This is a genomic window from Ruegeria sp. G5 (assembly GCF_056533365.1).
Window position 1 is genome coordinate 13,019 of sequence record NZ_JBQFOK010000014.1, and the last position, 23,536, is coordinate 36,554.

Sequence of the window (23,536 nt, forward strand, 5' to 3'; positions counted from 1 at the left end):
TGTTTTGAGCAAAGGAAAAAGGCGATGAACGCCCAAGAACTGCGTGACAAGACCCCGGACCAGCTCCGTGAGGAACTGGCCAACCTGAAGAAAGAAAGCTTTAACCTGCGCTTTCAACAGGCAACCGGTCAGCTGGAAAACACTGCTGGTATCAAAGCGGCCCGCCGCAATGCTGCCCGTGTCAAAACCATTCTGAACGAAAAGGCCGCTGCCGCGGCATCCGAGGAGTAATCAGATGCCCAAGCGTATCCTGCAAGGCACCGTGACCAGCGACGCCAACGAACAGACCGTAACCGTTCAGGTAGAGCGCCGCTTTACACATCCGGTTCTGAAGAAAACCATCCGTAAGTCCAAGAAATACCGGGCTCACGATGAAAAGAACGCCTTCAAGGTCGGCGATACAGTCCGCATCATCGAATGCGCGCCGAAATCGAAGACGAAACGTTGGGAAGTTCTGGAAGCATAAGTTTCCGGGATTTTTCCATTTGTCGAAACCCTGGGGGATTTAACAAGACCAGCCCCCACAGGTCGGGAGAAACCACATGATCCAGATGCAGACCAATCTGGATGTCGCTGACAACTCCGGCGCACGCCGAGTTCAGTGCATCAAGGTCCTGGGTGGTTCCAAGCGTAAATACGCCTCCGTTGGCGACATCATTGTCGTCTCGGTGAAGGAAGCCATCCCGCGCGGCCGCGTAAAGAAAGGTGACGTCCGTAAGGCCGTCGTCGTACGCACCGCCAAAGAAGTCCGTCGCGAAGACGGCACCGCGATCCGTTTCGATCGCAACGCCGCCGTCATCCTGAACAACAACAACGAGCCCGTCGGTACCCGTATCTTTGGCCCCGTTGTTCGTGAACTGCGCGGCAAGAACTTCATGAAAATCATCTCGCTGGCTCCGGAGGTGCTGTAATCATGGCTGCTAAACTCCGCAAAGGCGACAAGGTCGTCGTGCTGGCCGGCAAGGACAAGGGCAAAGAAGGAACCATTTCCTCGGTTGACCCCAAAGCCGGTAAAGCTGTTGTCGAAGGCATCAACATTGCCATCCGTCACACCCGTCAGTCGCAAACTTCGCAAGGTGGTCGTCTGCCCCAGGCAAACCCGATCCAACTGTCGAACCTGGCGCTGCTGGACAAAAACGGCAAAGCAACCCGCGTTGGCTTCCGCATGGAAGGCGACAAGAAGGTCCGCTTCGCCAAGACCACAGGGGACGTGATCGATGCTTGATACCGCAACCTACACCCCGCGTCTGAAAGCTCAGTACGTTGAAACCATCCGTGCCGCTCTGAAAGAAGAGTTCGGCTACAAGAACGACATGCAGCTGCCCAAGCTGGACAAAATCGTTCTGAACATCGGTTGTGGTGCTGAGGCGGTCAAAGACTCGAAGAAAGCGAAAGCTGCTGTCGAAGATCTGACTGCGATTGCTGGTCAACAGGCCGTTGCAACCAAGGCGAAGAAGTCGATCGCGGGTTTCCGCGTCCGTGAAGACATGCCGCTGGGCGCGAAAGTGACCCTGCGCGGTGACCGGATGTACGAATTCCTGGATCGTCTGATCACAATCGCGATGCCGCGTATTCGTGACTTCCGCGGTGTTAAGCCGTCTTTCGATGGTCAGGGCAACTTTGCCATGGGCATGAAAGAGCACATCGTGTTCCCGGAAATTGACTTCGATAAAGTCGACGAGGTCTGGGGCTTGGATATCGTAATTGCCACCACAGCGAAAACCGATGCTGAAGCAAAGGCACTGTTGAAAGCGTTCAACATGCCGTTCAACGCGTAAGCGCCGGAAGGATAGAGACATGGCTAAAAAAGCAATGATCGAACGCGAAAAGAAGCGCGAACGCCTGGTGGCCAAATATGCCGCAAAGCGTGCCGAGCTGAAAGAAATCGCGAATGACGAGAGCCGCCCGATGGAAGAGCGTTTCAAAGCGCGTCTGAAACTGGCAAAACTGCCGCGCAACAGCTCGGCAACCCGTCTGCACAACCGTTGTCAGCTGACCGGTCGTCCCCACGCTTACTACCGTAAGCTGAAGGTCAGCCGTATCGCGCTGCGCGAGCTGGGTTCTGCTGGTCAGATCCCCGGCATGGTGAAATCGAGCTGGTAAGGGAGACATAGATATGAATGATCCTATCGGCGATATGCTCACCCGTATCCGCAACGCGCAAATGCGCGGCAAGTCCACCGTTTCCACCCCCGCATCCAAGCTGCGCGGTTGGGTTCTGGACGTGCTGGCGGACGAAGGTTATATCCGTGGCTATGAAAAGACGACCGGTGAAAACGGTCATCCGGCCATCGAAATCAGCCTGAAATACTACGAAGGCACCCCTGTCATTCGCGAACTGAAGCGGGTTTCGAAACCCGGTCGTCGCGTCTACATGGGCGTCAATGACATCCCGCAGGTCCGTCAGGGTCTCGGCGTGTCGATTGTCAGCACTCCGAAAGGTGTGATGTCGGACGCAAACGCTCGCTCCAACAATGTTGGCGGCGAAGTGCTCTGCACCGTCTTCTAAGGAGGTCTGCAATGTCTCGTATTGGTAAAAAACCGGTCGAGCTGCCCAGCGGCGTTACCGCCTCTGTGTCGGGTCAGACCATCGAAGTCAAAGGTCCGAAAGGCACCCGCAGCTTCACCGCCACCGACGACGTTACGCTGTCGGTTGAAGACAACGTGGTCAAGATCGACCCCCGTGGCATGTCCAAGCGTGCCCGCCAGCAGTGGGGCATGAGCCGCACCATGGTTGCCAACTTGGTAACCGGTGTGACGACTGGCTTCAAAAAAGAGCTGGAGATCCAGGGTGTTGGTTACCGGGCTCAGATGCAGGGCAACACCCTGAAGCTGAACCTGGGCTACAGCCACGATGTTGATTTCACTGCTCCGGAAGGTGTCACCATCACCGCGCCGAAGCAGACCGAGATCGTTGTGGAAGGTATCGACCAGCAGCAGGTGGGCGAAGTCGCGGCCAAAATCCGCGAATGGCGCCGTCCCGAGCCGTACAAAGGCAAGGGCATCCGCTATAAGGGCGAGTTCATCTTCCGCAAGGAAGGCAAGAAGAAGTAAGGACGCAAACAATGGCAAACAGCAAAAGAACCCTGTTTCTGAAGCGCCGCCTGCGCGTTCGGAACAAACTTCGCAAGGTCAACGCGGGCCGTGTACGCCTGTCGGTTCACCGTTCGAACAAGAACATCAGCGTTCAGCTGATCGACGACGTTCGTGGCGTGACCCTGGCTGCAGCCTCGACCCTGGAAAAAGATCTGGGTGTAGTTGGCAAGAACAACGTCGAAGCGGCCACGAAAGTGGGCGCGGCCATCGCCGAGCGTGCCAAGAAGGCAGGTGTCGAAGAGGCTTATTTCGATCGTGGTGGCTTCCTGTTCCACGGCAAGGTGAAGGCAGTTGCCGACGCCGCGCGTGAAGGTGGCCTGAAGATCTAAGACCTGCGGGCAGCTTGGCGGCTGCCCCGATGATCCGGGGGCCTCGGCAATAGTCGGGGCTCACTTGGATTGAAGAAAACGGCGCCGTATGCGCCACATGAGAAAAGGGATGCCAAATGGCAGAACGTGAAAACCGTCGGGGCCGTGGCCGCGACCGTGAAGAAGCACCGGAATTTGCAGACCGTCTGGTCGCAATCAACCGCGTGTCGAAAACCGTAAAAGGTGGTAAGCGCTTTGGCTTCGCCGCTCTGGTGGTTGTCGGCGATCAGAAAGGCCGCGTCGGCTTTGGCAAAGGTAAGGCGAAAGAAGTACCTGAGGCCATCCGCAAGGCGACTGAGCAAGCCAAGCGTCAGATGATCCGCGTGCAGCTGCGCGAAGGTCGGACCCTGCACCACGACATCGAGGGCCGTCACGGCGCTGGTAAAGTGGTTATGCGCACCGCACCTGAAGGTACTGGTATCATCGCCGGTGGTCCGATGCGTGCTGTGTTCGAAATGCTGGGCGTTAAGGACGTTGTGTCCAAGTCGCTGGGCTCGCAGAACCCGTACAACATGATCCGCGCCACCATCAACGGCCTGCAGAAAGAGCAGAGCCCGCGTTCGGTTGCCGCACGTCGTGGCAAAAAAGTTGCTGACATCCTGCCCAAGCGGGACGAAGCACCGGCTGCTGCTGAAGCCGAAGCGTAAGGAGTAGCGAACCATGGCAAAAACCATCGTCGTCAAGCAGATCGGTTCCCCGATCCGCCGCCCCGCCGAACAGCGCGCAACCCTGATCGGCCTGGGCCTGAACAAGATGCACAAGACCCGTGAGCTGGAGGATACGCCTTCGGTCCGCGGCATGGTCAACAAGATCCCGCATCTGGTTGAGATCATCGAAGAACGCGGCTAAGCGCGAATTCTATCAAAAGCTGAAACGCCCTCGACGATGTCGGGGGCGTTTTTTCGTGCGGCTTCCGCTATAATTTTGGTGGGCGTACTTAAGTCTATTAGGCTTTTCGAATACAGTGTTGTTCATCGCCAAAAAAAAGCATTAGAAGAACTCGAAATAGAAAACAGCCCTTCAATATCCTTGAGAGTGCTCCGCAATGCCAACTCCAGTCGAGGCGTCTGATCCAACGCTCAAACAACAAGTATTAAAGTTCATCAAGGGTGATCAACGCTATCGGTTCTTCTACCACGCGTTAACTTTTGTAAATTACGAGGATGTGCCCGGAGATATCTTGGATTTCGGGGTGTATGGTGGAAGAACTTCAACGATCCTATCAAAGCTACTTTCCGAAAGCATTTATGGCGGTAGGGATAGGCGCGTCATTGGCTTTGATAGTTTTGAAGGGCTGGCGGAAGAAACTGAAGATCATGCACGTTGGTCAAAAGGTGATTGTGCAGTAAACAACGACCCCGTGCATCCTATTTTAGCTGTGGGTGATCCGGTTACTCCTGAAGCGGTACAAAAATTGTCCCAATCGCTCGACGTTCCTATTCCAGAGATGGTTGTCGGATGGTTTGCTGATACCCTAGCAAAACGTCTGCAGACGATCGATGCTGCTTCGATTATTCATGTAGATTGCGATTTATATGAAGCGACTAAAGAGATTTTTGACATCATTGAGCCGGTACTTCAAACAGGAACGTTGATAGCGTTTGACGATTGGTTTCACTATCGCGGAGATCCCAACAAGGGCGAGGCAAGAGCATTTTATGAGTTTCTGGAAGCAAACCCAAAATGGGGTGCGCAACAATACAGAACATATGGGACTTTCTGCAATTCATTTATTATGTATAAGAAGTAGTTGCATACAATCCTTGTGAAAAATGCCTTTTAGTTGGCGCGCTAGAATTGTTGTGTGGTGAACGCACTGGAAGCTGCACAAGCGATTGACCGACAATGGGGTTTTGTAAAAAAGCCCACTCTGGATACATTAGTATCGGTTCAAATTGTGAAACCTTTTGCCATTCCCCAAACGCATACCGGCTAGACCGAAACATCCGTTGTTAGCGATACCTGTCACCCCTATCTGAGCCGTGTCCCAAACAGGAACACAATCAGGATCCTGAGGAATTCGCCTCGGGCTAAGAAAGGAATAGAAACATGGCTAACACAGCAACATTTACTCGCGAAGGTTTCGGCCTGAGCGCCCGCATCGCAACTCTCGTCGCTCGCGTCAAAGAGGCTTATGCCCTCCGTGCCGAGTACAACCGCACCTACGCGGAACTACAGAGCCTTTCGGATCGCGAACTGAATGACATCGGCGTACGCCGTTGCGACATCAAGGACATCGCTCGTGAGCACGCTTATTGCTCGTAAACCGGGTCACACCCGTTAGAAAAAAGAGGCGCCATTTGGCGTCTCTTTTTGTTTGAGGTTGTCGGTTCGACACAGTCAGGCGAATTTCACGCAGGTGCGTTGCGAGGAATTGGGAAATGGGTCACACACGCGATTGTCGTTGGCGCGAAAGCCACCGGGGCAGGGCGTGAAGGATCAAACCCAGTGAGCGAATACCAGATTGGCATGCTGTGGGTCGATGGCCCGTTGAGCTACCTTGAGCAGTTATGCATGAAGTCGTTTCTGGACGTGGGTCAGCATGTGCGCCTTTATACATACGGGGACGTAACGAACATTCCAGATGGGGTTGAGCAACGGGATGCCCGCGAGGTTTTGCCCGACACAGAGTTCATTACGCACAGCCGGACTGGTAGCCCCGCGCCGCATTCAGACAAGTTTAGGTATCGGATGCTGGCGTTGGAGCATGACCTGATTTGGGCGGATACGGACGCCTATTGCGTCAAACCGTTTTCAACAGATAACGGACACTATTACGGCTATCTTGAAGGCACAGTGGCAATCGGAGTGCTGGGTTTGCCACCGGACTGTGAGACACTGGGTCTTTTGAACGAGTTTACTCAGGACCCGTACCGCATTCCCCCCTGGCTGCCCAGACGACACAAGAGAACTCTGCAAGAGGCGATCGATAAGGGCACTCCGCTAAACGTGCCCGAAGCGTATTGGGGGGCTTGGGGGCCAGATGCGATTACTTGGGCGCTGCGTAAGACAGGTGAGATACGGTATACTCTGCCCGAGCACGTGTTTTACCCAGTGAACTACACACGCAGACGCGCTTTGGCGCGGCCGGGCACCAATCTTTCCCGGTTTATCAAAGATGACACCGTGTCGATCCATTTTTACGGTCGTCGAATGCGTTCGGTTCTGCTGTATAAATACGGTGGAGTGCCGGATCCCGATAGCCTGATTGGCGAACTCATCGAAAAACACGGGATAGACCCTGCGGCAGCGCCGATTTTCGCGCATGGGACCTGACGGTTTGCGCACAAGGTGCGATCAAAACTTGCATCCTTTGACACAACGCTGTATCGGGCTGCGGTGGCTTTGTTGCCATGAGAATCAAAACCAAGAAATGCCGTGGTTGATCCATCACGCTTCGGGGATCACATCCGGCTAAGGAGAAGCGAAATGAAACTGAACGAATTGCGCGACAATCCTGGCGCCAGCCAGAAACGCACCCGCGTTGGCCGTGGTCCGGGTTCCGGCAAAGGTAAAATGGGTGGCCGTGGTATCAAAGGCCAGAAATCCCGTTCGGGTGTGGCCATCAATGGCTACGAAGGCGGCCAGATGCCGCTCTATCAGCGTCTGCCCAAGCGTGGCTTCAACAAGCCGAACCGCAAGGCATTCGCGGTTATCAACCTGGGCTTGATCCAGAAATTTGTCGATGCAGGCAAGCTGGACGCCAAAGCCGCGATCACCGAGGACGCACTGGTTGCCTCTGGTCTGGTGCGCCGCAAGCTGGACGGTGTCCGCGTTCTGGCCAAGGGCGAAATCACCGCCAAAGTGAACCTTGAAGTGACGGGTGCTTCGAAATCTGCCGTCGAGGCAGTTGAGAAAGCGGGCGGTTCACTGACGGTCACAAAAGCTGCTGCGGCAGAGTAAGCGCTTGTGAGCGGGCCAAGACCCGCTTACATAGACCAATAAGTTTTCCCAGACGCCGCCCGAGCCGGAAAACGGTTCCGGGCGGCGTTTTCATAAGAGAGACCGATTTATGGTATCAGCAGCAGAACAAATGGCAGCCAACACAAGCTGGTCTGCCCTTGGTAAAGCCACCGATCTGCGCAACCGCATTCTGTTCACGCTGGGTTTGCTGATCGTCTATCGTCTGGGCACCTTTATTCCGGTGCCGGGGATTGACGGGCAAGCGCTGCGTGAATTCATGGAACAGGCGGGGCAAGGCATCGGCGGCATGGTTTCGATGTTCACCGGCGGGGCGCTGGGGCGAATGGGTATCTTTGCCCTTGGCATCATGCCCTACATCTCGGCCTCGATCATCGTGCAGCTGCTGACTTCCATGGTTCCCGCGCTCGAACAGCTCAAGAAAGAGGGTGAGCAGGGTCGCAAAAAGATCAACCAATATACGCGTTTCGGCACTGTGGCGCTGGCCACCGTTCAGGCCTATGGTCTGGCCGTTTCGCTTGAATCCGGTGATCTTGCGACCGATCCGGGCCTGTATTTCCGTCTGTCCACCATGATTACTCTGGTCGGCGGCACCATGTTCCTGATGTGGCTGGGTGAGCAGATCACCGCACGCGGCATCGGCAACGGTATCTCTTTGATTATCTTCGTGGGCATCATCGCCGAAGTTCCGGCCGCTCTGGCACAGTTCTTCGCCTCGGGCCGTTCGGGTGCAATCAGCCCTGCCGTGATCATTGGTGTGATCGTGATGGTGATTGCCGTGATTACCTTTGTGGTCTTCATGGAACGCGCCCTGCGTAAAATCCACATTCAATACCCGCGCCGTCAGGCCGGTATGAAGATCTACGAAGGCGGCTCTAGCCACCTGCCGGTCAAAGTGAACCCGGCGGGCGTTATCCCGGCGATCTTTGCCAGCTCGCTGCTGCTGTTGCCGGTGACGATCTCGACCTTCTCGTCGGGGGCTACCAATGGGCCGGTCATGTCGTGGCTGCTGGCCAACTTTGGACCCGGACAGCCGTTGTACCTGTTGTTCTTCGCCTCGATGATCGTGTTCTTTGCCTATTTCTATACGTTCAACGTGTCGTTCAAACCGGACGATGTGGCGGACAACCTGAAAAAGCAGAACGGCTTTGTGCCGGGTATCCGTCCGGGAAAGAAAACAGCCGAGTATCTGGAATACGTGGTCAACCGTGTTCTGGTTCTGGGTTCGGCCTATCTGGCGGCGGTCTGTCTGTTGCCTGAAATTCTACGGGGCCAGTTTGCCATCCCGTTCTATTTCGGCGGCACCTCGGTTCTGATTATCGTCTCGGTGACCATGGACACGATCCAGCAGGTCCAGAGCCATTTGCTGGCGCATCAATATGAAGGGTTGATCGAAAAGTCCCAACTGCGCGGCAAAGGTAAGAAACGCGGCAGAAAGGGAGCTGCTCGTCGATGAACATCATTCTTCTTGGCCCCCCGGGGGCAGGCAAAGGCACGCAAGCGCGTCACCTTGTTGAAACCCGCGGCATGGTTCAGCTGAGCACAGGTGACATGCTGCGTGAGGCCAAGGACAGCGGCACCGAAATGGGCAACCGCGTTGCTGAAGTGATGGCAAAGGGTCAGCTTGTGACGGATGAGATTGTCATCGGCCTGATCCGCGAAAAGCTGGATCAAGGCGCCGAAGGTGGTTTCATCTTTGACGGCTTCCCCCGTACGTTGGCGCAGGCGGATGCCTTGGGTGAGCTGCTTGAGAGCACAGGCAATAGCCTGGACGCTGTGATCGAGATGGAAGTCGACGACGCGGCTTTGGTCGAACGTATCACTGCGCGGTCCACATGTGGCGGATGTGGTGAGGTCTATAACGACATCACCAAGCCGATCCCTGCCGATGGAAAATGCACCAATTGCGGCAAAGAGAATGACTTCAAACGTCGTGCGGACGACAATGAGGAAAGCCTCAAAACCCGCTTGATGGAATACTACAAAAAGACCTCGCCGCTGATTGGCTATTATTACGCCAAGGGTCAGTTGACCAAAATCAATGGTCTGGGCGAGATTGAAGAGGTCCGGGACGCGATCAAGGCTGCCCTAAGGTAACATCTCTTAATAATTGAATGCGTGCGTGTGACGGGGTATCACTCCTTCGGACGCGCGCATTTTTTATTGGGAGATAGATATGAGCGTAGTGCTGAAAATGCTCGCGGTGGCGTCGGTTCTGACGGTGTCCGCGATCGGTGCAAGTGCGGATTCTACACCGGTGACGATCGACAACTTTGTCCGCGCGGCGACTGATATCGAGTTTCGGAAATACCTAGCGCAATCGGGCAGCGTAAACGCTCTGTTCCATGTGCGTGAGCCGACACCGCTGGACAGGCAGCCGACGATCCGAATGAACCGGGATACACTTTATAGTATGGCGGTGGTTGATATCTCGGAAGGTGCAGTTTTGACTGTGCCGGACACCGGCGATCGCTATGTTTCGGTTCAGGTGGTCAATCAGGATCACTACGTCAATGATGTGTTCTTGGGCGGCGGGACATATGAGCTGAGCGTTGATCAGTTCGATACACCCTATGTTGCGTTGCTGTTTCGGTACCTGGTCGACTCTGAAGACCCCGAGGACATAGCCAAAGTGACCGCGCTGCAGGATGAGGTAACGCTGCAGGCCAATTCCAACCGTCCTTTTGACGAAGCACATTACGACAAGGATGCTTTTGACGAGGTTCTGAGTGCAGTGTTGGAGCTTGCGCGATTCTCGCCCGACAGCACCGCCACGTTCGGGCCGCAGGATGCCGTTGACCCTGTGCGCCACCTGCTGGGCACGGGTTTTGGCTGGGGTGGTTTGCCCGAGGAGCAGGCGTTCTACCTGAACGTCGAACCGGGCCTCGGTCTTGGCGCGTTCAAGATTGAGGTTCCCGCCGAAGTTCCCGTAGGCGCGTTTTGGTCCGTGAGCCTGTATAATGCGGCTGGATTCTTTGAAGAGAATGATCTGGGCGTTTACGTGATCAACTCGGTCACGGGGGACAGAAACCCGAACGGGTCCATGACGGTGCATTTCGGAGCGTGCGAGGATGGTCGCCTGAATTGCGTGCCGATTATGGAGGGGTGGAACTATACCGTGCGTCTCTACCAACCCGCGCCCGACGTGATTGACGGGACATGGACGTTCCCTGAAATCGAGCCCGCAGGGTGAATTAATTATGAAAACGCGATCTGCGCTTGACGCGCGGGTCGCGCACCACTATTGGACGCTATCTCGGAAGAGAATCGAATTGTGCGCGGGTGAACCGTTCACATGATCATATCAGAAAATGCTGAACCCTCTGGCGACACTGCCACGGTAAAGCGTTGTGAAAAAAGGTTCTGGAGTTACGGAACCGCAACGAAAAGGAAAGTGACACGTGGCACGTATTGCCGGCGTAAACATCCCGACTGCAAAGCGGGTACCAATCGCCCTCACATATATCACCGGTATCGGCAACACCTCGGCCAAAGCGATCTGCGAAGCCGTGGGCATTGAAGCGACCCGTCGCGTCAACGAACTGTCCGACGCCGAAGTTCTGAAAATTCGCGAATACATCGACGAAAACTTCACCGTCGAAGGCGATCTGCGTCGCGAAGTTCAGATGAACGTCAAGCGCCTGATGGACTTGGGCTGCTATCGCGGTCTGCGTCACCGCCGCAACCTGCCGGTTCGCGGTCAGCGTACCCACACCAATGCTCGTACTCGCAAAGGCCCCGCAAAGGCCATTGCTGGTAAGAAGAAATAAGGGAGGGTCTGACCGATGGCACGTGATAAGACTCGCGTTAAGCGCAAAGAGCGTAAGAACATCGCATCGGGCGTTGCCCATGTGAACTCGACCTTCAACAACACCAAGATCCTGATCTCGGACGTACAGGGCAACGCCATCTCGTGGTCGTCTGCCGGTACCATGGGCTTCAAAGGTTCGCGGAAATCGACGCCTTATGCCGCTCAGATGGCTGCAGAAGACGCAGGCAAAAAGGCGCAGGAACATGGCGTCAAGACGCTGGAAGTCGAAGTTCAGGGCCCCGGTTCGGGTCGTGAATCGGCTCTGCGCGCGCTGGCTGCCGTGGGCTTCAACATCACGTCGATCCGCGACGTGACGCCGATTGCGCACAATGGCTGCCGCCCGCCGAAGCGCCGCCGCGTCTAAGCGATTTTGAATTGAGCTGGGGCCCGTGTTTTTGCACGGCCCCAGCACGTCATTTTGAACCTCGGGCGTCTGCACCTTGTTGGTCATGGGGCGCGGACAGGAATGGAGGGATTACATGATCCACAAGAATTGGGCAGAATTGATCAAGCCGACCCAGCTGGAAGGTAAGCCGGGCAACGATCCTGCGCGTCAGGCAACCCTGGTTGCTGAACCGCTTGAGCGTGGCTTTGGTCTGACTCTGGGTAACGCGCTGCGCCGCGTTCTGATGAGCTCGCTTCAAGGCGCGGCCATCACCAGCGTTCAGATCGACAACGTCCTGCACGAGTTCTCCTCGGTTGCAGGTGTCCGCGAAGACGTCACCGACATCATCCTGAACCTCAAGCAGGTTGCCCTGCGCATGGAAGTCGAAGGCCCCAAGCGTCTGTCGATCAATGCCAAAGGCCCCGCAGTCGTTACCGCTGGCGACATCAGCGAAAGCGCCGGTATCGAGGTTCTGAACCGCGATCACGTCATCTGCCACCTGGACGATGGTGCCGACCTGTTCATGGAGCTTACCGTCAACACCGGCAAAGGCTATGTCTCGGCTGAGAAGAACAAGCCGGAAGATGCACCTATCGGCCTGATCCCGATCGACGCGATCTATTCGCCGGTCAAAAAGGTTGCCTATGACGTTCAGCCGACCCGTGAAGGTCAGGTTCTGGACTATGACAAGCTGACCCTGAAGATCGAAACCGACGGTTCGATCACGCCGGAAGACGCGCTGGCCTTTGCCGCACGTATTCTGCAGGACCAGCTGTCGATCTTCGTCAACTTCGACGAGCCGGAATCGGCTGGCCGCCAGGACGAAGACGATGGTCTGGAGTTCAACCCGTTGCTGCTGAAGAAAGTGGACGAGCTGGAACTGTCGGTCCGTTCGGCAAACTGTCTGAAGAACGACAACATCGTTTACATCGGCGATCTGATCCAGAAGACCGAAGCCGAGATGCTGCGCACCCCGAACTTCGGCCGCAAGTCGCTGAACGAGATCAAAGAAGTGCTGTCCGGCATGGGTCTGCACCTCGGCATGGATGTCGAGGACTGGCCGCCCGACAACATCGAAGATCTGGCGAAGAAATTCGAAGACGCGTTCTAAACGCGTCTTCCTCAATGCCCGGGCTGCCGGGGAATACAAGGGCGATGATGCCCCAAGGAGAGCCGGTGACACGCATCGCCGGCCAGACAAAGCAAAACGCGAAAGAAGGAACTAGAAAATGCGTCACGCACGTGGTTACCGCCGCCTGAACCGTACTCATGAGCACCGCAAAGCTCTGTTTGCGAACATGGCTGGATCGCTCATCGAGCATGAGCAAATCAAAACAACTCTGCCCAAGGCAAAAGAACTGCGCCCGATCGTTGAAAAACTGATCACCCTGGGTAAGCGCGGCGACCTGCACGCCCGCCGTCAGGCCGCAGCACAGCTGAAAGAAGACAAAGACGTCGCGAAGCTGTTCGACGTTCTGGGCCCCCGCTATGCCGAGCGTCAGGGCGGCTACGTCCGTATCCTGAAAGCAGGCTTCCGCTATGGCGACATGGCACCGATGGCGATCATCGAATTCGTTGACCGTGACATCGATGCCAAAGGCGCGGCGGACAAAGCTCGCGTTGCAGCCGAAGAGGCCGCAGACGAAGAATAAGAAACGCTCAGCGTTTTTGATTGGAACCCCTGCGTCTTGGGCGCAGGGTTTTTTTTATGTGTTGAGTTGCGAGAATCGAAAACTTGGGTGATCCTTCAAGGAATTGAAGGATTGCAATATGTTTAGATTAACCGCTTTTGTTTTCGCTTTGTGCCTTTCGACTGCTCTGTCCGCACAGGAAGCATCTGAAGACGCCGAGGGCGCGCCCTCTGATCTTTTGACGGATGCGGAATTGCAAACGCTTGTAGCTCCGGTTGCGCTCTATCCTGATACCTTGTTGATCCAGATTTTTGTCGCGGCCACACAGCCCTTGGAAATCGTGAAAGCCGAGCGGTTTTTGCTGGATAATGCCGATCGTGACCCGGTCGAGCTGGAGCCCGAGATTGACGCGATGGGTTGGGACCCCTCGGTAACCGTTCTGGCGACTGCATTTCCCGAGGTTGTCGGGTAAATGGCCACGCATATCGACTGGACCGAAACGATGGGCACGGCAATGCTGGCGCAATCTGATGACGTTATGGATGCGGTGCAGGTCATGCGCGATCAGGCGATCAACAGTGGGGCCTTGGTGTCCGGGCCGGAACAAACCGTCGAAGTCAGCAACGATGACACCGTCGTAATCACACCGACAAACACGGAGACGGTTTACGTTCCGCAGTATAATCCGCAGACCGTTTATACTGGCCCGTCCACCGGAGATATTGTTGGCGCGGCTTTGATCACGTTCGGCACAGTTGCGCTTATCGACGAGATTTTTGACGATGACGACGACTGGTATGGTTATTGGGGATGCCGAAACTGTGGCGGATGGAATGGTCAGCCGATTATCAGGAACCCGGATATCGACATAGACATTGATGGCAACGTCAATATTGGCAACGAAATTGATTTGGGCGACCGGACGGAAATTGGTTGGCAGCCAGACCCCGATCGAAAAAATCAGGCGCGTGACAAGATCGCCGACCACAAGCGACCCGAAGGAGGGCGCGGGGATATTCCCATTAACCGGCCCGACGGTCGAACAGATGAATTGCGCGCCAAACTCAGCAAGGAATCCGGGGCGGTGGATATCAGCCGCGGTGGCGCGGCAGCTGCCGTTGGGGCCGGTGCTGTCGCCGGTGGTGCCCTGGCGGGTCGGAGCGGCCAGAACAAGCCATTGCCCAAGGTGAACCGCGGGGGCGTCGACGTGGATAAGGCAGCCGCGAAACAGCGCGCCGTTGATCGCACCAAGCAACCACCGACGACCGCAAAGAAACCTGTGAAGCAAAAGCCTCAGGTCCAGAAAAAGCCCACGACCACGCAGCGAAAAGCCAGTACCTCGAAAGGTAAGGCGATGAAGAAAAGCGCGTCGGGTGGCAGAACGCAAAAAGCATCCCAGCGCGGGCGTGCAGCCAAGGCAAAGCGGGGAAGATAACATGCGCAATTCATTTCTAGCCTTCTCTGTTCTGGTCGCCACAAGTGGATCTGCTTGGGCAGACGCCGCGCGATATGACACGCCACAAGCCGCGCTCGACGCTTTTGTCGGTGCGCTGGAGGCGGGGGATCAAAGCCAGCTGTTGCAAGTCTTTGGCCCGGACGCAGCCGATCTGATCGGGACAGGTGATCTGCGAGAGGACCGCCAACGGCGAGAAGAAGTACTGGGTCTCTATTCGGAAGGGTACCGCTTTCAGCCGCAGGACGATGGCGTCTTGCTGCTTTTGGGGGAAGACGCTTGGCCATTTCCAATCCCGATCGTACGTGATGGCGCGCAGTGGCAGTTTGATCTGGACGCCGGAATAGAGGAGCTTGCCGCGCGCGAGATTGGTCTGAATGAGTTGGAAGTTATCGAGCTGCTTGAGGCCTATGTCGATCTTCAGGCCGCTTTCCGGCTGGTCGATCACAACGACGACGGTGTGATGGAATTCGCGCGAACCATCATCTCAAGCCCCGGCCAACGTGATGGGCTGTTCTGGCCAGACGAGGACAGCTTCGTTGGCGCAGCTCTTGCGCGTGCTGCAGCAGCAGGGTGGAGCGACGGAGAAAGCGATTATGAGGCAGAGCCGTTTCTGGGGTATTATTACACCATTCTGGACGGGCAGGGACCAAATGCTGCGGGCGGTGCGTATTCCTATTTCATAGGCGATCATTTCGTCGGCGGACATGCGATGCTTGCAGTTCCCGCAGACTATGGTGAGACAGGCATACACTCGTTTCTGGTGGGTGAAAATGGCGTCGTATACGAAGCGGACCTTGGCCCCGAGACATTGGACCGTGCGGATCAGATCGGCGTTTATGACCCCGGCCCGGATTGGTCGCCGGTCGAGTAGCTCATAAGTCTTCCGTAGTTGCTAAGCCCCGTTTCGATATCGGCCACGAACGCTCAGGGCAAAAGCACTCTGACCATGCCAGTGTTACTAAGCGTTAGTACCGTGCCGACGCTTGCATTACATCGCCAGCAGCCGCATATCCAACGGCAACGACGCTTGCCGAGGTTATGCATGTTTCGCGCGACACTGATTGCCATTTTCATTGCTTGTTCTGCGCCCCTTTGGGCTGAAACACGCGTTCCACAATCCCAAGCCGAAATCTCCCTTGGATTTGCGCCGGTTGTCAAACAGGCCTCACCGGCGGTTGTGAACATCTATGCAAAGATCGTGCGGCAAGGGCGGGCAAATACGCTGTTCTCGGACCCATTCTTTCAGGATTTCTTTGGTCGGGGGTTCAACGAACCGCGTCAGCGCGTTCAGAACTCGCTGGGTTCCGGCGTGATCCTGTCGCAAGACGGTTATGTCGTGTCGAACTATCACGTCGTTGGATTGGCCACCGAAATACGCGTTGTGACGACGGACAGGCGGGAGTTTTCGGCGCAGGTTGTTCTGGGTGACAAGGAAAGCGATATCGCCATTCTGCGTCTGGATGACGCCGAGGACCTTCCGTTTTTGAAACTGCGCGATTCCGATCATGTAGAGGTTGGGGAATTGGCGCTGGCGATCGGCAACCCGTTTGGTGTCGGGCAGACGGTCTCTTCGGGCATCATCTCTGGTTTGGCGCGCACTGGCACGGCTACGGGTAATGCCCGTGGTTACTTTATTCAGACCGACGCCGCGATCAACCCGGGCAATTCGGGTGGTGCGTTGATTGACGTGAACGGCGATCTGATCGGTATCAACACATCCATCCTGACACGCTCGGGCGGATCAAACGGCATAGGTTTCGCTATCCCGGCCAATCTGGTGGCCGAGTTTTTGCGGCAAGCCAAAGCAGGCAACGATCGTTTTGTCAGCCCCTGGGCCGGTATGGGCGGTCAACACATGAGCGCTGATATCGCGGAGTCTTTGGGTCTGGTCATACCACTGGGCGTGGTCATTTCCGATCTGCATCCACTGAGCCCATTGGCCGAGGCCGGGTTGCGCGTGGGCGATGTTGTGACACATGTTGACGGGGATGAGGTGAACTCTCCGGCCGAGATGAAGTTCCGGATGTCGGTTGCCGGTGTCGGTGGAACATCCGAGTTGTCCCGCTTGCGCGGCGGGCAAAGTGACCAGGTCAAGGTTGCCTTGATCCCCCCGCCCGAGACGCCGCCCGCCGACGAAACGACGCTGGGCGAGCAAACGGTCATGCCGGGCCTGACCGTTTCGCGCATTAACCCGGCGGTTATTGCCCGATTGGGGTTAAGTCTGTCGCAGACAGGTGTCGTGGTGGTCGATGCGGGGCCGTATGGCGGGCGTTCCGGGCTGCGTGTGGGTGATGTGGTGAACGGTGTGAATGGAGTGAAAGTGGAACACCCGGATGATGTGACGAATGCGCTGACCGATCCGGGCCGCAGACTGCAATTCGACCTTTTGCGCGGCGGGCGATCTGTATCGCTTCGGTTTCGCCTGTGAGTGATCTGTTCGATACCGGGGAAACCCAACCTGCACCGTCCGGACATCGGCCGCTTGCCGACCGTCTGCGCCCGCGGGCCCTGTCCGAAGTGATTGGGCAAGAACAAGTGCTGGGTCCAGATGCGCCGTTGGGGGTGATGCTGGCGTCGGGAAGCTTATCCAGTCTGATTTTCTGGGGTCCGCCCGGTGTCGGTAAAACCACCATCGCACGTCTTTTGGCACAGGAAACCGATCTGCATTTCGTTCAGATCAGCGCGATTTTCACTGGTGTTCCAGATCTTAAAAAAGTGTTCGAGGCTGCAAAAATACGCCGCCAGAATGGGCAGGGTACTCTGCTGTTTGTTGACGAAATCCATCGCTTCAACAAGGCGCAGCAGGATGGGTTCCTGCCTCATATGGAAGACGGAACAATCCTTCTGGTCGGGGCCACCACAGAAAACCCATCCTTTGAACTGAATGCCGCGGTACTGAGCCGATCTCTGGTCCTGGTTCTGGAACGGCTCAGCCTTGTTGATCTTGAGCGTCTGACCCAGCGGGCCGAAAAAGAACTGGACCGCTCCTTGCCTTTGACAGGTCAGGCCCGTGACGCGCTACAGGAAATGGCGGATGGGGACGGGCGGGCGCTGTTGAACCTGATCGAACAGATCGCCGCGTGGAAGGTGGACGCTCCGCTTGATCCTGATGCTTTGTCGACCCGGTTGATGCGTCGGGCTGCCAAATACGACAAGTCCGGAGATGAACATTACAACCTGATCTCGGCCTTGCATAAATCAGTGCGGGGATCAGACCCTGACGCGGCGTTGTATTGGTTCGCGCGGATGCTGACAGGCGGCGAAGACCCCAGATATCTGGCGCGGCGCATAACGCGCATGGCCGTCGAGGATATCGGCTTGGCAGACCCGCAAGCACAGGCGATCTGCCTGCAATCATGGGAGACATATGAGCGGCTCGGCTCGCCAGAGGGAGAGTTGGCTTTGGCGCAGGCCTTGGTTTATCTGGCGCTCGCCCCTAAATCAAACGGCGCTTATGTGGGGTTCAAGTCTGCCATGCGACTGGCAAAACAATCCGGCAGCGCGCCACCGCCCAAGCATATTCTGAACGCGCCGACCTCGCTTATGAAGGATCAGGGGTACGGGGCAGGTTACGCCTATGACCACGATGCCGAAGATGCCTTTTCCGGACAGAATTACTTTCCCGATGGGATGGAACGCCCTGACCTCTACCAACCTGTTGAGCGTGGTTTCGAACGTGAGTTGAAGAAACGTCTGGATTATTTCGCCAAACTGCGCGCCCAGCGAAACCAATAGGCCACAGATACCAGACCTGCTTGACTCTTTGCCCGTCGCACGCCAGAGACGCGCATGTTTTCTTGGACACTTACTGACATGCAAGCCGGGCACCCGATGTGCGCGGCACAGGGGATACCGGTATGAGCGGCGTACAGATGATCACAGTGGCAGAGGGCGATGGCGACCAGCGCATTGACCGTTGGCTGCGCCGTCTGTTTCCCCATGTCAGCCAAGGCCGTATCGAGAAGATGTGCCGCAAGGGTGAGTTGCGGGTCGAAGGTGGCCGGGTCAAGGCGTCTACCCGGCTTGAGGTCGGTCAGGTAGTACGTGTTCCACCATTGCCGGATGCAGATCACAAACCGGCTGAGGTCAAGCGCCGTATCTCGGACGCGGACGCAAAGATGATCCAATCTTGCGTGATCTACCGCGATGATCATGTTCTGGCGCTCAACAAACCGCACGGTTTGCCGGTTCAAGGCGGCAGTGGTCAGACGCGGCATGTGGACAGCCTGTCTGAGGCTTTGCGGTTCGGATATGACGAAAACCCGCGTCTTGTGCATCGACTGGACAAAGACACGTCAGGCGTTCTTTTGTTGGCGCGCACGCGTGAGGCTGCCAAGGGTCTGACAGCCGCATTCCGCCACCGCGACACGCGCAAAATCTATTGGGCTTTGGTGGCCGGTGTCCCGACCCCCTATCTGGGAGAGATCAAGACCGGTCTGGTCAAAGCAGCTGGGCACGGCAAACAGGGGGAGGGCGAAAAAATGATCGCCGTGCACCTGAATGAAATCAACGACACGCCTGGCGCTAAACGAGCCCATACACTCTATGCCACACTTTATCGTGTTGCTGGTCGCGCTTCTTGGGTTGCGATGGAGCCGATCACTGGCCGGACGCATCAGCTGCGCGCGCATATGGCGGCTATCGGTCATCCGATCGTTGGTGACGGTAAGTATGGCGGGTCAGGGCAAGAGAACCTCGGCGATGGTTGGGGGGCTCAGTTGGGCGGGATCATCAGCAAAAAGCTGCATCTGCATGCCCGGCAGGCCTCGTTCCAGCACCCTGTGACGCGCAAGACAATCACGATCAAAGCGCCGCTGCCCGATCATATCAAGCACAGTTGGGATGCGTTCGGCTGGACCGAGGATCTTGCCGCAGAGGACCCGTTTGAGGAATTGCAATGAGCAAAGCTCTGCGTTTGGTGCTGTTTGATGTCGACGGTACGCTGGTTGACAGTCAGGGCAGTATCGTTGCGGCAATGACCGCCAGTTTTGATGCGCTCTCCTTGCAGGTTCCGGACCGCAAAACCGTTTTGTCCATTGTTGGTCTGTCTTTACCCGACGCGATGGCGAAACTGGTTCCCGACCAAAGCCAGAAAACGCAGCAACGGTTGGTCGAAGGGTATAAACAGGCTTACCACGCGCATCGGTTGGAACAGGGCGTGGCGAGTTCTCCGCTCTATCCCGGTGCACGGGAAGCTATTGAGGCTTTGCATGCGATCCCCGAGGTATTACTGGGTGTCGCGACCGGAAAATCTCAGCGTGGTTTGAATGCGCTTATCGAAGGGCACGGGCTAGAAGGGTATTTCGTGACCCGGCAGGTGGCAGATCATCACCCGTCCAAGCCGCACCCGTCGATGATAGACACTGCCCGCGCTGAAACCGGGGTTGAGGCGGCCGATACCGTGATGATCGGTGACACGCGCTTTGATATGGATATGGCGGCGGCTGCCGACGTAAGTGCGATTGGGGTAACCTGGGGCTATCATGATCGCCCGGCGCTGGATGGCGCGACGCATATTATCGAAACTTTCGACCAGCTGCCGGGCGCGCTGGAGCAAATCTGGACCTGAAGATATGAGCGAGTGGAAACCAAAGCGATTTTGGACCGATAGTGCCGTGGTTAAGACGGATGGCGGGTTTACGATCCAGCTGGACGGGCGTCCGGTCAAGACACCGGCCAAGGCGGGTCTGGTCGTGCCCACTCGCGAAATGGCACAAGAAATCGCTGCAGAGTGGGGCGCACAGGAAAAAGAGATCGACCCGTCCGTGATGCCGTTCACGCGGTCGGCGAATGCCGCAATCGACAAGGTTCAAAGCCAGCACGCTGAAGTTGCAGATATGCTGGCCGACTATGGCGATTCGGATCTGTTATGTTACCGGGCCACGCACCCGCAGGAGTTGCAGCACCGTCAGGCCACCCAATGGGACCCGGCACTGGATTGGGCGGCAGAGACACTTTCCGCGCGATTGGTGCCCGTTGCGGGTGTTCTACACCAGCCACAAGACGGTTCTGCCTTGGCGGTCCTGCGCCAACGAGTCCATGATTTCAACAACTTCCAGCTTGCAGCTTTTCACGATCTGGTCAGCCTGTCCGGCTCACTGATCCTTGGCTTTGCGGCCACAGAAGGGTGGCGCGACGCAGAGCAGATATGGGAAATCTCAAGGCTGGATGAGCTTTGGCAGATTGAACAATGGGGCCACGATGACGAAGCGCACGAGGCCGCTTTGGTCAAACAGGCGGCTTTTTTACACGCCAAACGGTTCTTTGATATCTCGGATTGAGCCCTGTTGCCGGAAATTGCACCGCTTGTGCAAACATCTGTCGATTGAACCATCGTTTTCGCTGATCCGACCCTTGACGTTTGTTTATGATTGCGACCAAACTCATGCCCACTAAAGGGGAGACACCTTTGGGGTAACCTTTCTGGTGCCAGAGGTGCCGGACAGAACCGTCCCTGGACCGGGGCGGAAAATCAGGAAGAGGTAAAAATGAAAAAATCCGTAATCTTGGGCGCGGCTACAGTTGCCGGTCTGGCCGCAGGTGCTGCCATGGCGGGCACAGTGGACGACGTCAAAGCCCGCGGTAAGCTGAACTGCGGTGTGACCACCGGTCTGGTTGGCTTTGCCGCACCCGACGCGAATGGCGAATGGCAAGGCTTTGACGTCTCGCTTTGCCGCGCAGTCGCTGCCGCCGTTCTGGGTGACGCAAGCGCTGTTGAATTTGTTCCGACGACCGGTAAAACACGCTTTACCGCGCTGGCTTCGGGCGAGATCGACATGCTGGCCCGTAACACCACCTGGACCTTCAGCCGCGACGTCGACCTGAAGTTCGAATTCGTGGGCGTGAACTACTATGACGGTCAGGGCTTCATGGTTCCCAAGGCACTGGGCGTAAGCTCGGCCAAAGAACTGGACGGCGCAACCGTTTGCATCCAGACCGGCACCACCACCGAGCTGAACCTAGCGGACTTCTTCCGCTCGAACAACATCAGCTACGAGCCGGTTCCGATCGAAACCAACGCTGAAGCGCAGCAGCAGTATCTGGCTGGCGCATGTGACGTCTACACCACAGACGCATCGGGCCTGGCCGCAACCCGCGCCACGTTCGAAGATCCGTCGGCGCACGTTCTGCTGCCCGAAATCATCTCGAAAGAGCCTCTGGGCCCGCTGGTCCGTCACGGCGACCACGAGTGGGGCGACGTTGTCCGCTGGACTCTGAACGCGCTGGTCTCGGCTGAAGAGCTGGGCGTAACCTCGGCCAACATCGACGAGATGGCAGCCGGCACCAACAACCCCGAAGTGAACCGCCTGCTGGGTACCGAAGGTACTCTGGGTGAGATGCTGGGTCTGGATGCTGACTGGGCGATGAAAGCGATCAAAGCCGGTGGTAACTACGGCGAAGTCTTTGCCAAGAACATCGGTGAAGAAACTCCGATCGGTCTTGCACGCGGCCTGAACGCACAGTGGACCGAAGGCGGCCTGCTGTACTCGCCGCCGTTCCGCTAATATCCATTGAAAAGGGCGTGGGGTAACCTGCGCCCTTTTTCCCAAACAGAATGCTACGGACTGCTCGGGAGCGGGGAAAACCCTGCCGGGAAGGAAGCGTCCGAGAAGCACGGGGATCCCATAATATGTCGACTATGACTGACCCACCGAAAGCTGACTTTCGGTTGTCTATGCTCATAAACGATACCCGCTATCGTTCACTTACTTTTCAGGTGATTGCGGCAATCGTTATTACGTTGAGCATCTGGTATCTAGGCAACAACCTGATCCAGAACCTTCGGGCCGCGGGCCTGAATATCTCTTATGAATTCCTAGGCGATCCAGCTGGTTACGATATCAACCAGCGCATGATTGAATACAATAGCCAATCGAGCCACGCTCGCGCTGCGCTTGTTGGGATTCTGAACACGCTGCTTGTTGCCTTTTTGGCTTGCATCACGGCAACGGTATTCGGTGTCATCGCCGGTGTGCTGCGCCTGTCAAATAACTGGCTCGTATCCAAGCTGATGGCGGTCTACGTTGAGATTTTCCGGAATATTCCGGTGTTGATCTGGATCCTCATCATTTTCTTCATCATAACCGCAGCGATGCCTGCACCCAGAGCATATCTGGGTGAGGACGCCGAGCGCGGATTGGCGCTTGGGCTTTTTGCTTTTACCAACCGTGGAATTTACGTTCCATTACCGTTTTTCACTGGCGGTTTCGGCAGCAGCGTTGCCAATTGGTTGCTGGTGGTTGTTGTGTTGGTCGCGTCCTATTTCGCTACGCGGTTTGTGAACAAGAACGCACAGATCAAGCAAGAGAAAACAGGTGACAGACCGAATACGCTGTTGGTGAACACGGGGATATGGTTCCTGCCGCTGATCATCGTGCTTTTTGTATTGGGTCTATCATGGGACTTGCCTGATCCGTTGGCGAACCGGTTCAACCTCCGTGGCGGTCTTCAGATTGGGGCTCCGCTGATTGCACTTTGGTTTGCACTGTCGATTTACACAGGTGCCTTCATCGCGGAAAACGTACGTGCAGGGATCCAGGCGATATCGAAAGGTCAGACAGAGGCCGCCGCCGCACTGGGTTTGCGTCAGGGTTGGATCATGAACCTCGTGATCCTGCCACAAGCGCTTCGAGTCATCATCCCGCCTTTGATCTCGCAATACCTTAACATCACCAAGAACTCGTCGCTGGCGATTGCTGTTGGATATGCCGACATCACCGCCACATTGGGTGGCATCACATTGAACCAGACAGGTCGTGCGATTGAATGCGTGTTGCTGCTGATGCTGTTTTATCTCACGGCTTCGCTGACGATCTCGATGGTGATGAACGTCTACAACGCATCCGTCAAGTTGAAGGAGCGCTGAGC

At 56.4% G+C, this 23,536-nt stretch carries 30 protein-coding genes and 1 pseudogene; all 31 read left to right on the forward strand.

From position 1 onward, the window contains the following. The first annotated feature begins 24 nt into the window (after positions 1-24). On the forward strand, positions 25-231 hold the full coding sequence (gene rpmC / locus ACR0BD_RS18615) for a 50S ribosomal protein L29 (protein WP_010437082.1): 207 nt from the start codon (positions 25-27) through the stop codon (positions 229-231). 4 nt (positions 232-235) lie between these two features. After that, positions 236-466, forward strand: a complete 231-nt coding sequence (gene rpsQ / locus ACR0BD_RS18620) for a 30S ribosomal protein S17 (protein WP_170356682.1) — start codon at positions 236-238, stop codon at positions 464-466. A gap of 76 nt (positions 467-542) precedes the next feature. Next, on the forward strand, positions 543-911 hold the full coding sequence (rplN, locus tag ACR0BD_RS18625) for a 50S ribosomal protein L14 (protein WP_008757934.1): 369 nt from the start codon (positions 543-545) through the stop codon (positions 909-911). A 2-nt stretch (positions 912-913) separates the two neighbouring features. After that, positions 914-1,225 carry a 50S ribosomal protein L24 gene (gene rplX, locus ACR0BD_RS18630; RefSeq protein WP_170356681.1) on the forward strand — a complete coding sequence of 104 codons (312 nt, stop codon included), beginning with the start codon at positions 914-916 and terminating at the stop codon, positions 1,223-1,225. Continuing rightward, positions 1,218-1,778, forward strand: coding sequence for a 50S ribosomal protein L5 (rplE, locus tag ACR0BD_RS18635; RefSeq protein WP_480699729.1), 561 nt, complete (start codon positions 1,218-1,220; stop codon positions 1,776-1,778). Before rplX ends, rplE begins: the two co-directional genes overlap by 8 nt. 19 nt (positions 1,779-1,797) lie before the next feature. Further along, entirely contained in the window at positions 1,798-2,103 is a 306-nt protein-coding gene (gene rpsN, locus ACR0BD_RS18640) for a 30S ribosomal protein S14 (protein ID WP_068340744.1), read from the forward strand. 13 nt (positions 2,104-2,116) lie between these two features. After that, positions 2,117-2,509, forward strand: coding sequence for a 30S ribosomal protein S8 (gene rpsH, locus ACR0BD_RS18645; protein WP_068340741.1), 393 nt, complete (start codon positions 2,117-2,119; stop codon positions 2,507-2,509). An 11-nt stretch (positions 2,510-2,520) separates the two neighbouring features. After that, positions 2,521-3,054, forward strand: a complete 534-nt coding sequence (gene rplF / locus ACR0BD_RS18650) for a 50S ribosomal protein L6 (RefSeq protein ID WP_170456135.1) — start codon at positions 2,521-2,523, stop codon at positions 3,052-3,054. Positions 3,055-3,065: 11 nt separating this feature from the next. Next, complete coding sequence (rplR, locus tag ACR0BD_RS18655) at positions 3,066-3,425, forward strand: 50S ribosomal protein L18 (protein ID WP_170356678.1); 360 nt, start codon at positions 3,066-3,068, stop codon at positions 3,423-3,425. A 116-nt stretch (positions 3,426-3,541) separates the two neighbouring features. Beyond that, positions 3,542-4,111: a 30S ribosomal protein S5 gene (gene rpsE / locus ACR0BD_RS18660; protein WP_155148691.1), complete on the forward strand. Its 570-nt coding sequence runs from the start codon at positions 3,542-3,544 to the stop codon at positions 4,109-4,111. A gap of 13 nt (positions 4,112-4,124) precedes the next feature. Beyond that, positions 4,125-4,313, forward strand: a complete 189-nt coding sequence (gene rpmD, locus ACR0BD_RS18665) for a 50S ribosomal protein L30 (protein ID WP_008757946.1) — start codon at positions 4,125-4,127, stop codon at positions 4,311-4,313. Between the two features lie 196 nt (positions 4,314-4,509). After that, positions 4,510-5,214, forward strand: coding sequence for a TylF/MycF/NovP-related O-methyltransferase (locus ACR0BD_RS18670; protein ID WP_480832689.1), 705 nt, complete (start codon positions 4,510-4,512; stop codon positions 5,212-5,214). A gap of 299 nt (positions 5,215-5,513) precedes the next feature. Then, positions 5,514-5,729 carry a DUF1127 domain-containing protein gene (locus ACR0BD_RS18675; protein WP_480832690.1) on the forward strand — a complete coding sequence of 72 codons (216 nt, stop codon included), beginning with the start codon at positions 5,514-5,516 and terminating at the stop codon, positions 5,727-5,729. 183 nt (positions 5,730-5,912) lie between these two features. Beyond that, complete coding sequence (locus tag ACR0BD_RS18680) at positions 5,913-6,740, forward strand: hypothetical protein (protein ID WP_480832691.1); 828 nt, start codon at positions 5,913-5,915, stop codon at positions 6,738-6,740. A 153-nt stretch (positions 6,741-6,893) separates the two neighbouring features. Continuing rightward, the gene (rplO, locus tag ACR0BD_RS18685) at positions 6,894-7,367 is read left to right on the forward strand and encodes a 50S ribosomal protein L15 (RefSeq protein WP_480699725.1); all 474 of its coding nucleotides are present in this window, start codon (positions 6,894-6,896) and stop codon (positions 7,365-7,367) included. A 109-nt stretch (positions 7,368-7,476) separates the two neighbouring features. Beyond that, complete coding sequence (gene secY, locus ACR0BD_RS18690; RefSeq protein WP_480699724.1) at positions 7,477-8,841, forward strand: preprotein translocase subunit SecY; 1,365 nt, start codon at positions 7,477-7,479, stop codon at positions 8,839-8,841. After that, positions 8,838-9,482 (forward strand): adenylate kinase, encoded by a 645-nt coding sequence (locus ACR0BD_RS18695; RefSeq protein WP_480699722.1) that lies wholly within the window; start codon positions 8,838-8,840, stop codon positions 9,480-9,482. Before secY ends, ACR0BD_RS18695 begins: the two co-directional genes overlap by 4 nt. A 79-nt stretch (positions 9,483-9,561) precedes the next feature. After that, positions 9,562-10,578, forward strand: coding sequence for a DUF1254 domain-containing protein (locus ACR0BD_RS18700; RefSeq protein ID WP_480832693.1), 1,017 nt, complete (start codon positions 9,562-9,564; stop codon positions 10,576-10,578). A 208-nt stretch (positions 10,579-10,786) separates the two neighbouring features. Further along, positions 10,787-11,155 (forward strand): 30S ribosomal protein S13, encoded by a 369-nt coding sequence (gene rpsM, locus ACR0BD_RS18705; RefSeq protein ID WP_170332212.1) that lies wholly within the window; start codon positions 10,787-10,789, stop codon positions 11,153-11,155. A 15-nt stretch (positions 11,156-11,170) separates the two neighbouring features. Further along, positions 11,171-11,560 carry a 30S ribosomal protein S11 gene (gene rpsK, locus ACR0BD_RS18710; RefSeq protein WP_008757289.1) on the forward strand — a complete coding sequence of 130 codons (390 nt, stop codon included), beginning with the start codon at positions 11,171-11,173 and terminating at the stop codon, positions 11,558-11,560. Positions 11,561-11,675: 115 nt separating this feature from the next. Next, positions 11,676-12,692: a DNA-directed RNA polymerase subunit alpha gene (locus ACR0BD_RS18715; protein ID WP_058276312.1), complete on the forward strand. Its 1,017-nt coding sequence runs from the start codon at positions 11,676-11,678 to the stop codon at positions 12,690-12,692. Positions 12,693-12,810: 118 nt separating this feature from the next. Then, positions 12,811-13,233: a 50S ribosomal protein L17 gene (gene rplQ, locus ACR0BD_RS18720; RefSeq protein WP_480832694.1), complete on the forward strand. Its 423-nt coding sequence runs from the start codon at positions 12,811-12,813 to the stop codon at positions 13,231-13,233. Positions 13,234-13,351: 118 nt separating this feature from the next. Continuing rightward, positions 13,352-14,647 (forward strand): annotated as a pseudogene (locus ACR0BD_RS18725) (DUF3300 domain-containing protein). Position 14,648: 1 nt separating this feature from the next. After that, complete coding sequence (locus tag ACR0BD_RS18730; protein WP_480832696.1) at positions 14,649-15,539, forward strand: DUF2950 family protein; 891 nt, start codon at positions 14,649-14,651, stop codon at positions 15,537-15,539. Positions 15,540-15,710: 171 nt separating this feature from the next. Next, a complete protein-coding gene (locus ACR0BD_RS18735; protein WP_480832698.1) occupies positions 15,711-17,096 on the forward strand; it encodes a trypsin-like peptidase domain-containing protein in 1,386 nt (461 codons plus the stop codon). Further along, on the forward strand, positions 17,093-18,403 hold the full coding sequence (locus tag ACR0BD_RS18740; protein WP_480832700.1) for a replication-associated recombination protein A: 1,311 nt from the start codon (positions 17,093-17,095) through the stop codon (positions 18,401-18,403). Before ACR0BD_RS18735 ends, ACR0BD_RS18740 begins: the two co-directional genes overlap by 4 nt. Before the next feature lie 122 nt (positions 18,404-18,525). Beyond that, a complete protein-coding gene (locus ACR0BD_RS18745; protein WP_480832702.1) occupies positions 18,526-19,569 on the forward strand; it encodes an RluA family pseudouridine synthase in 1,044 nt (347 codons plus the stop codon). Further along, complete coding sequence (locus ACR0BD_RS18750) at positions 19,566-20,237, forward strand: HAD-IA family hydrolase (RefSeq protein WP_480832704.1); 672 nt, start codon at positions 19,566-19,568, stop codon at positions 20,235-20,237. Before ACR0BD_RS18745 ends, ACR0BD_RS18750 begins: the two co-directional genes overlap by 4 nt. A 4-nt stretch (positions 20,238-20,241) precedes the next feature. Beyond that, entirely contained in the window at positions 20,242-20,949 is a 708-nt protein-coding gene (locus ACR0BD_RS18755; protein ID WP_480832705.1) for an ATP12 family chaperone protein, read from the forward strand. A gap of 207 nt (positions 20,950-21,156) precedes the next feature. Further along, the gene (locus ACR0BD_RS18760; protein ID WP_480699704.1) at positions 21,157-22,173 is read left to right on the forward strand and encodes an amino acid ABC transporter substrate-binding protein; all 1,017 of its coding nucleotides are present in this window, start codon (positions 21,157-21,159) and stop codon (positions 22,171-22,173) included. Positions 22,174-22,298: 125 nt separating this feature from the next. Further along, entirely contained in the window at positions 22,299-23,534 is a 1,236-nt protein-coding gene (locus ACR0BD_RS18765; protein ID WP_480832707.1) for an amino acid ABC transporter permease, read from the forward strand. Positions 23,535-23,536: the final 2 nt, after the last annotated feature.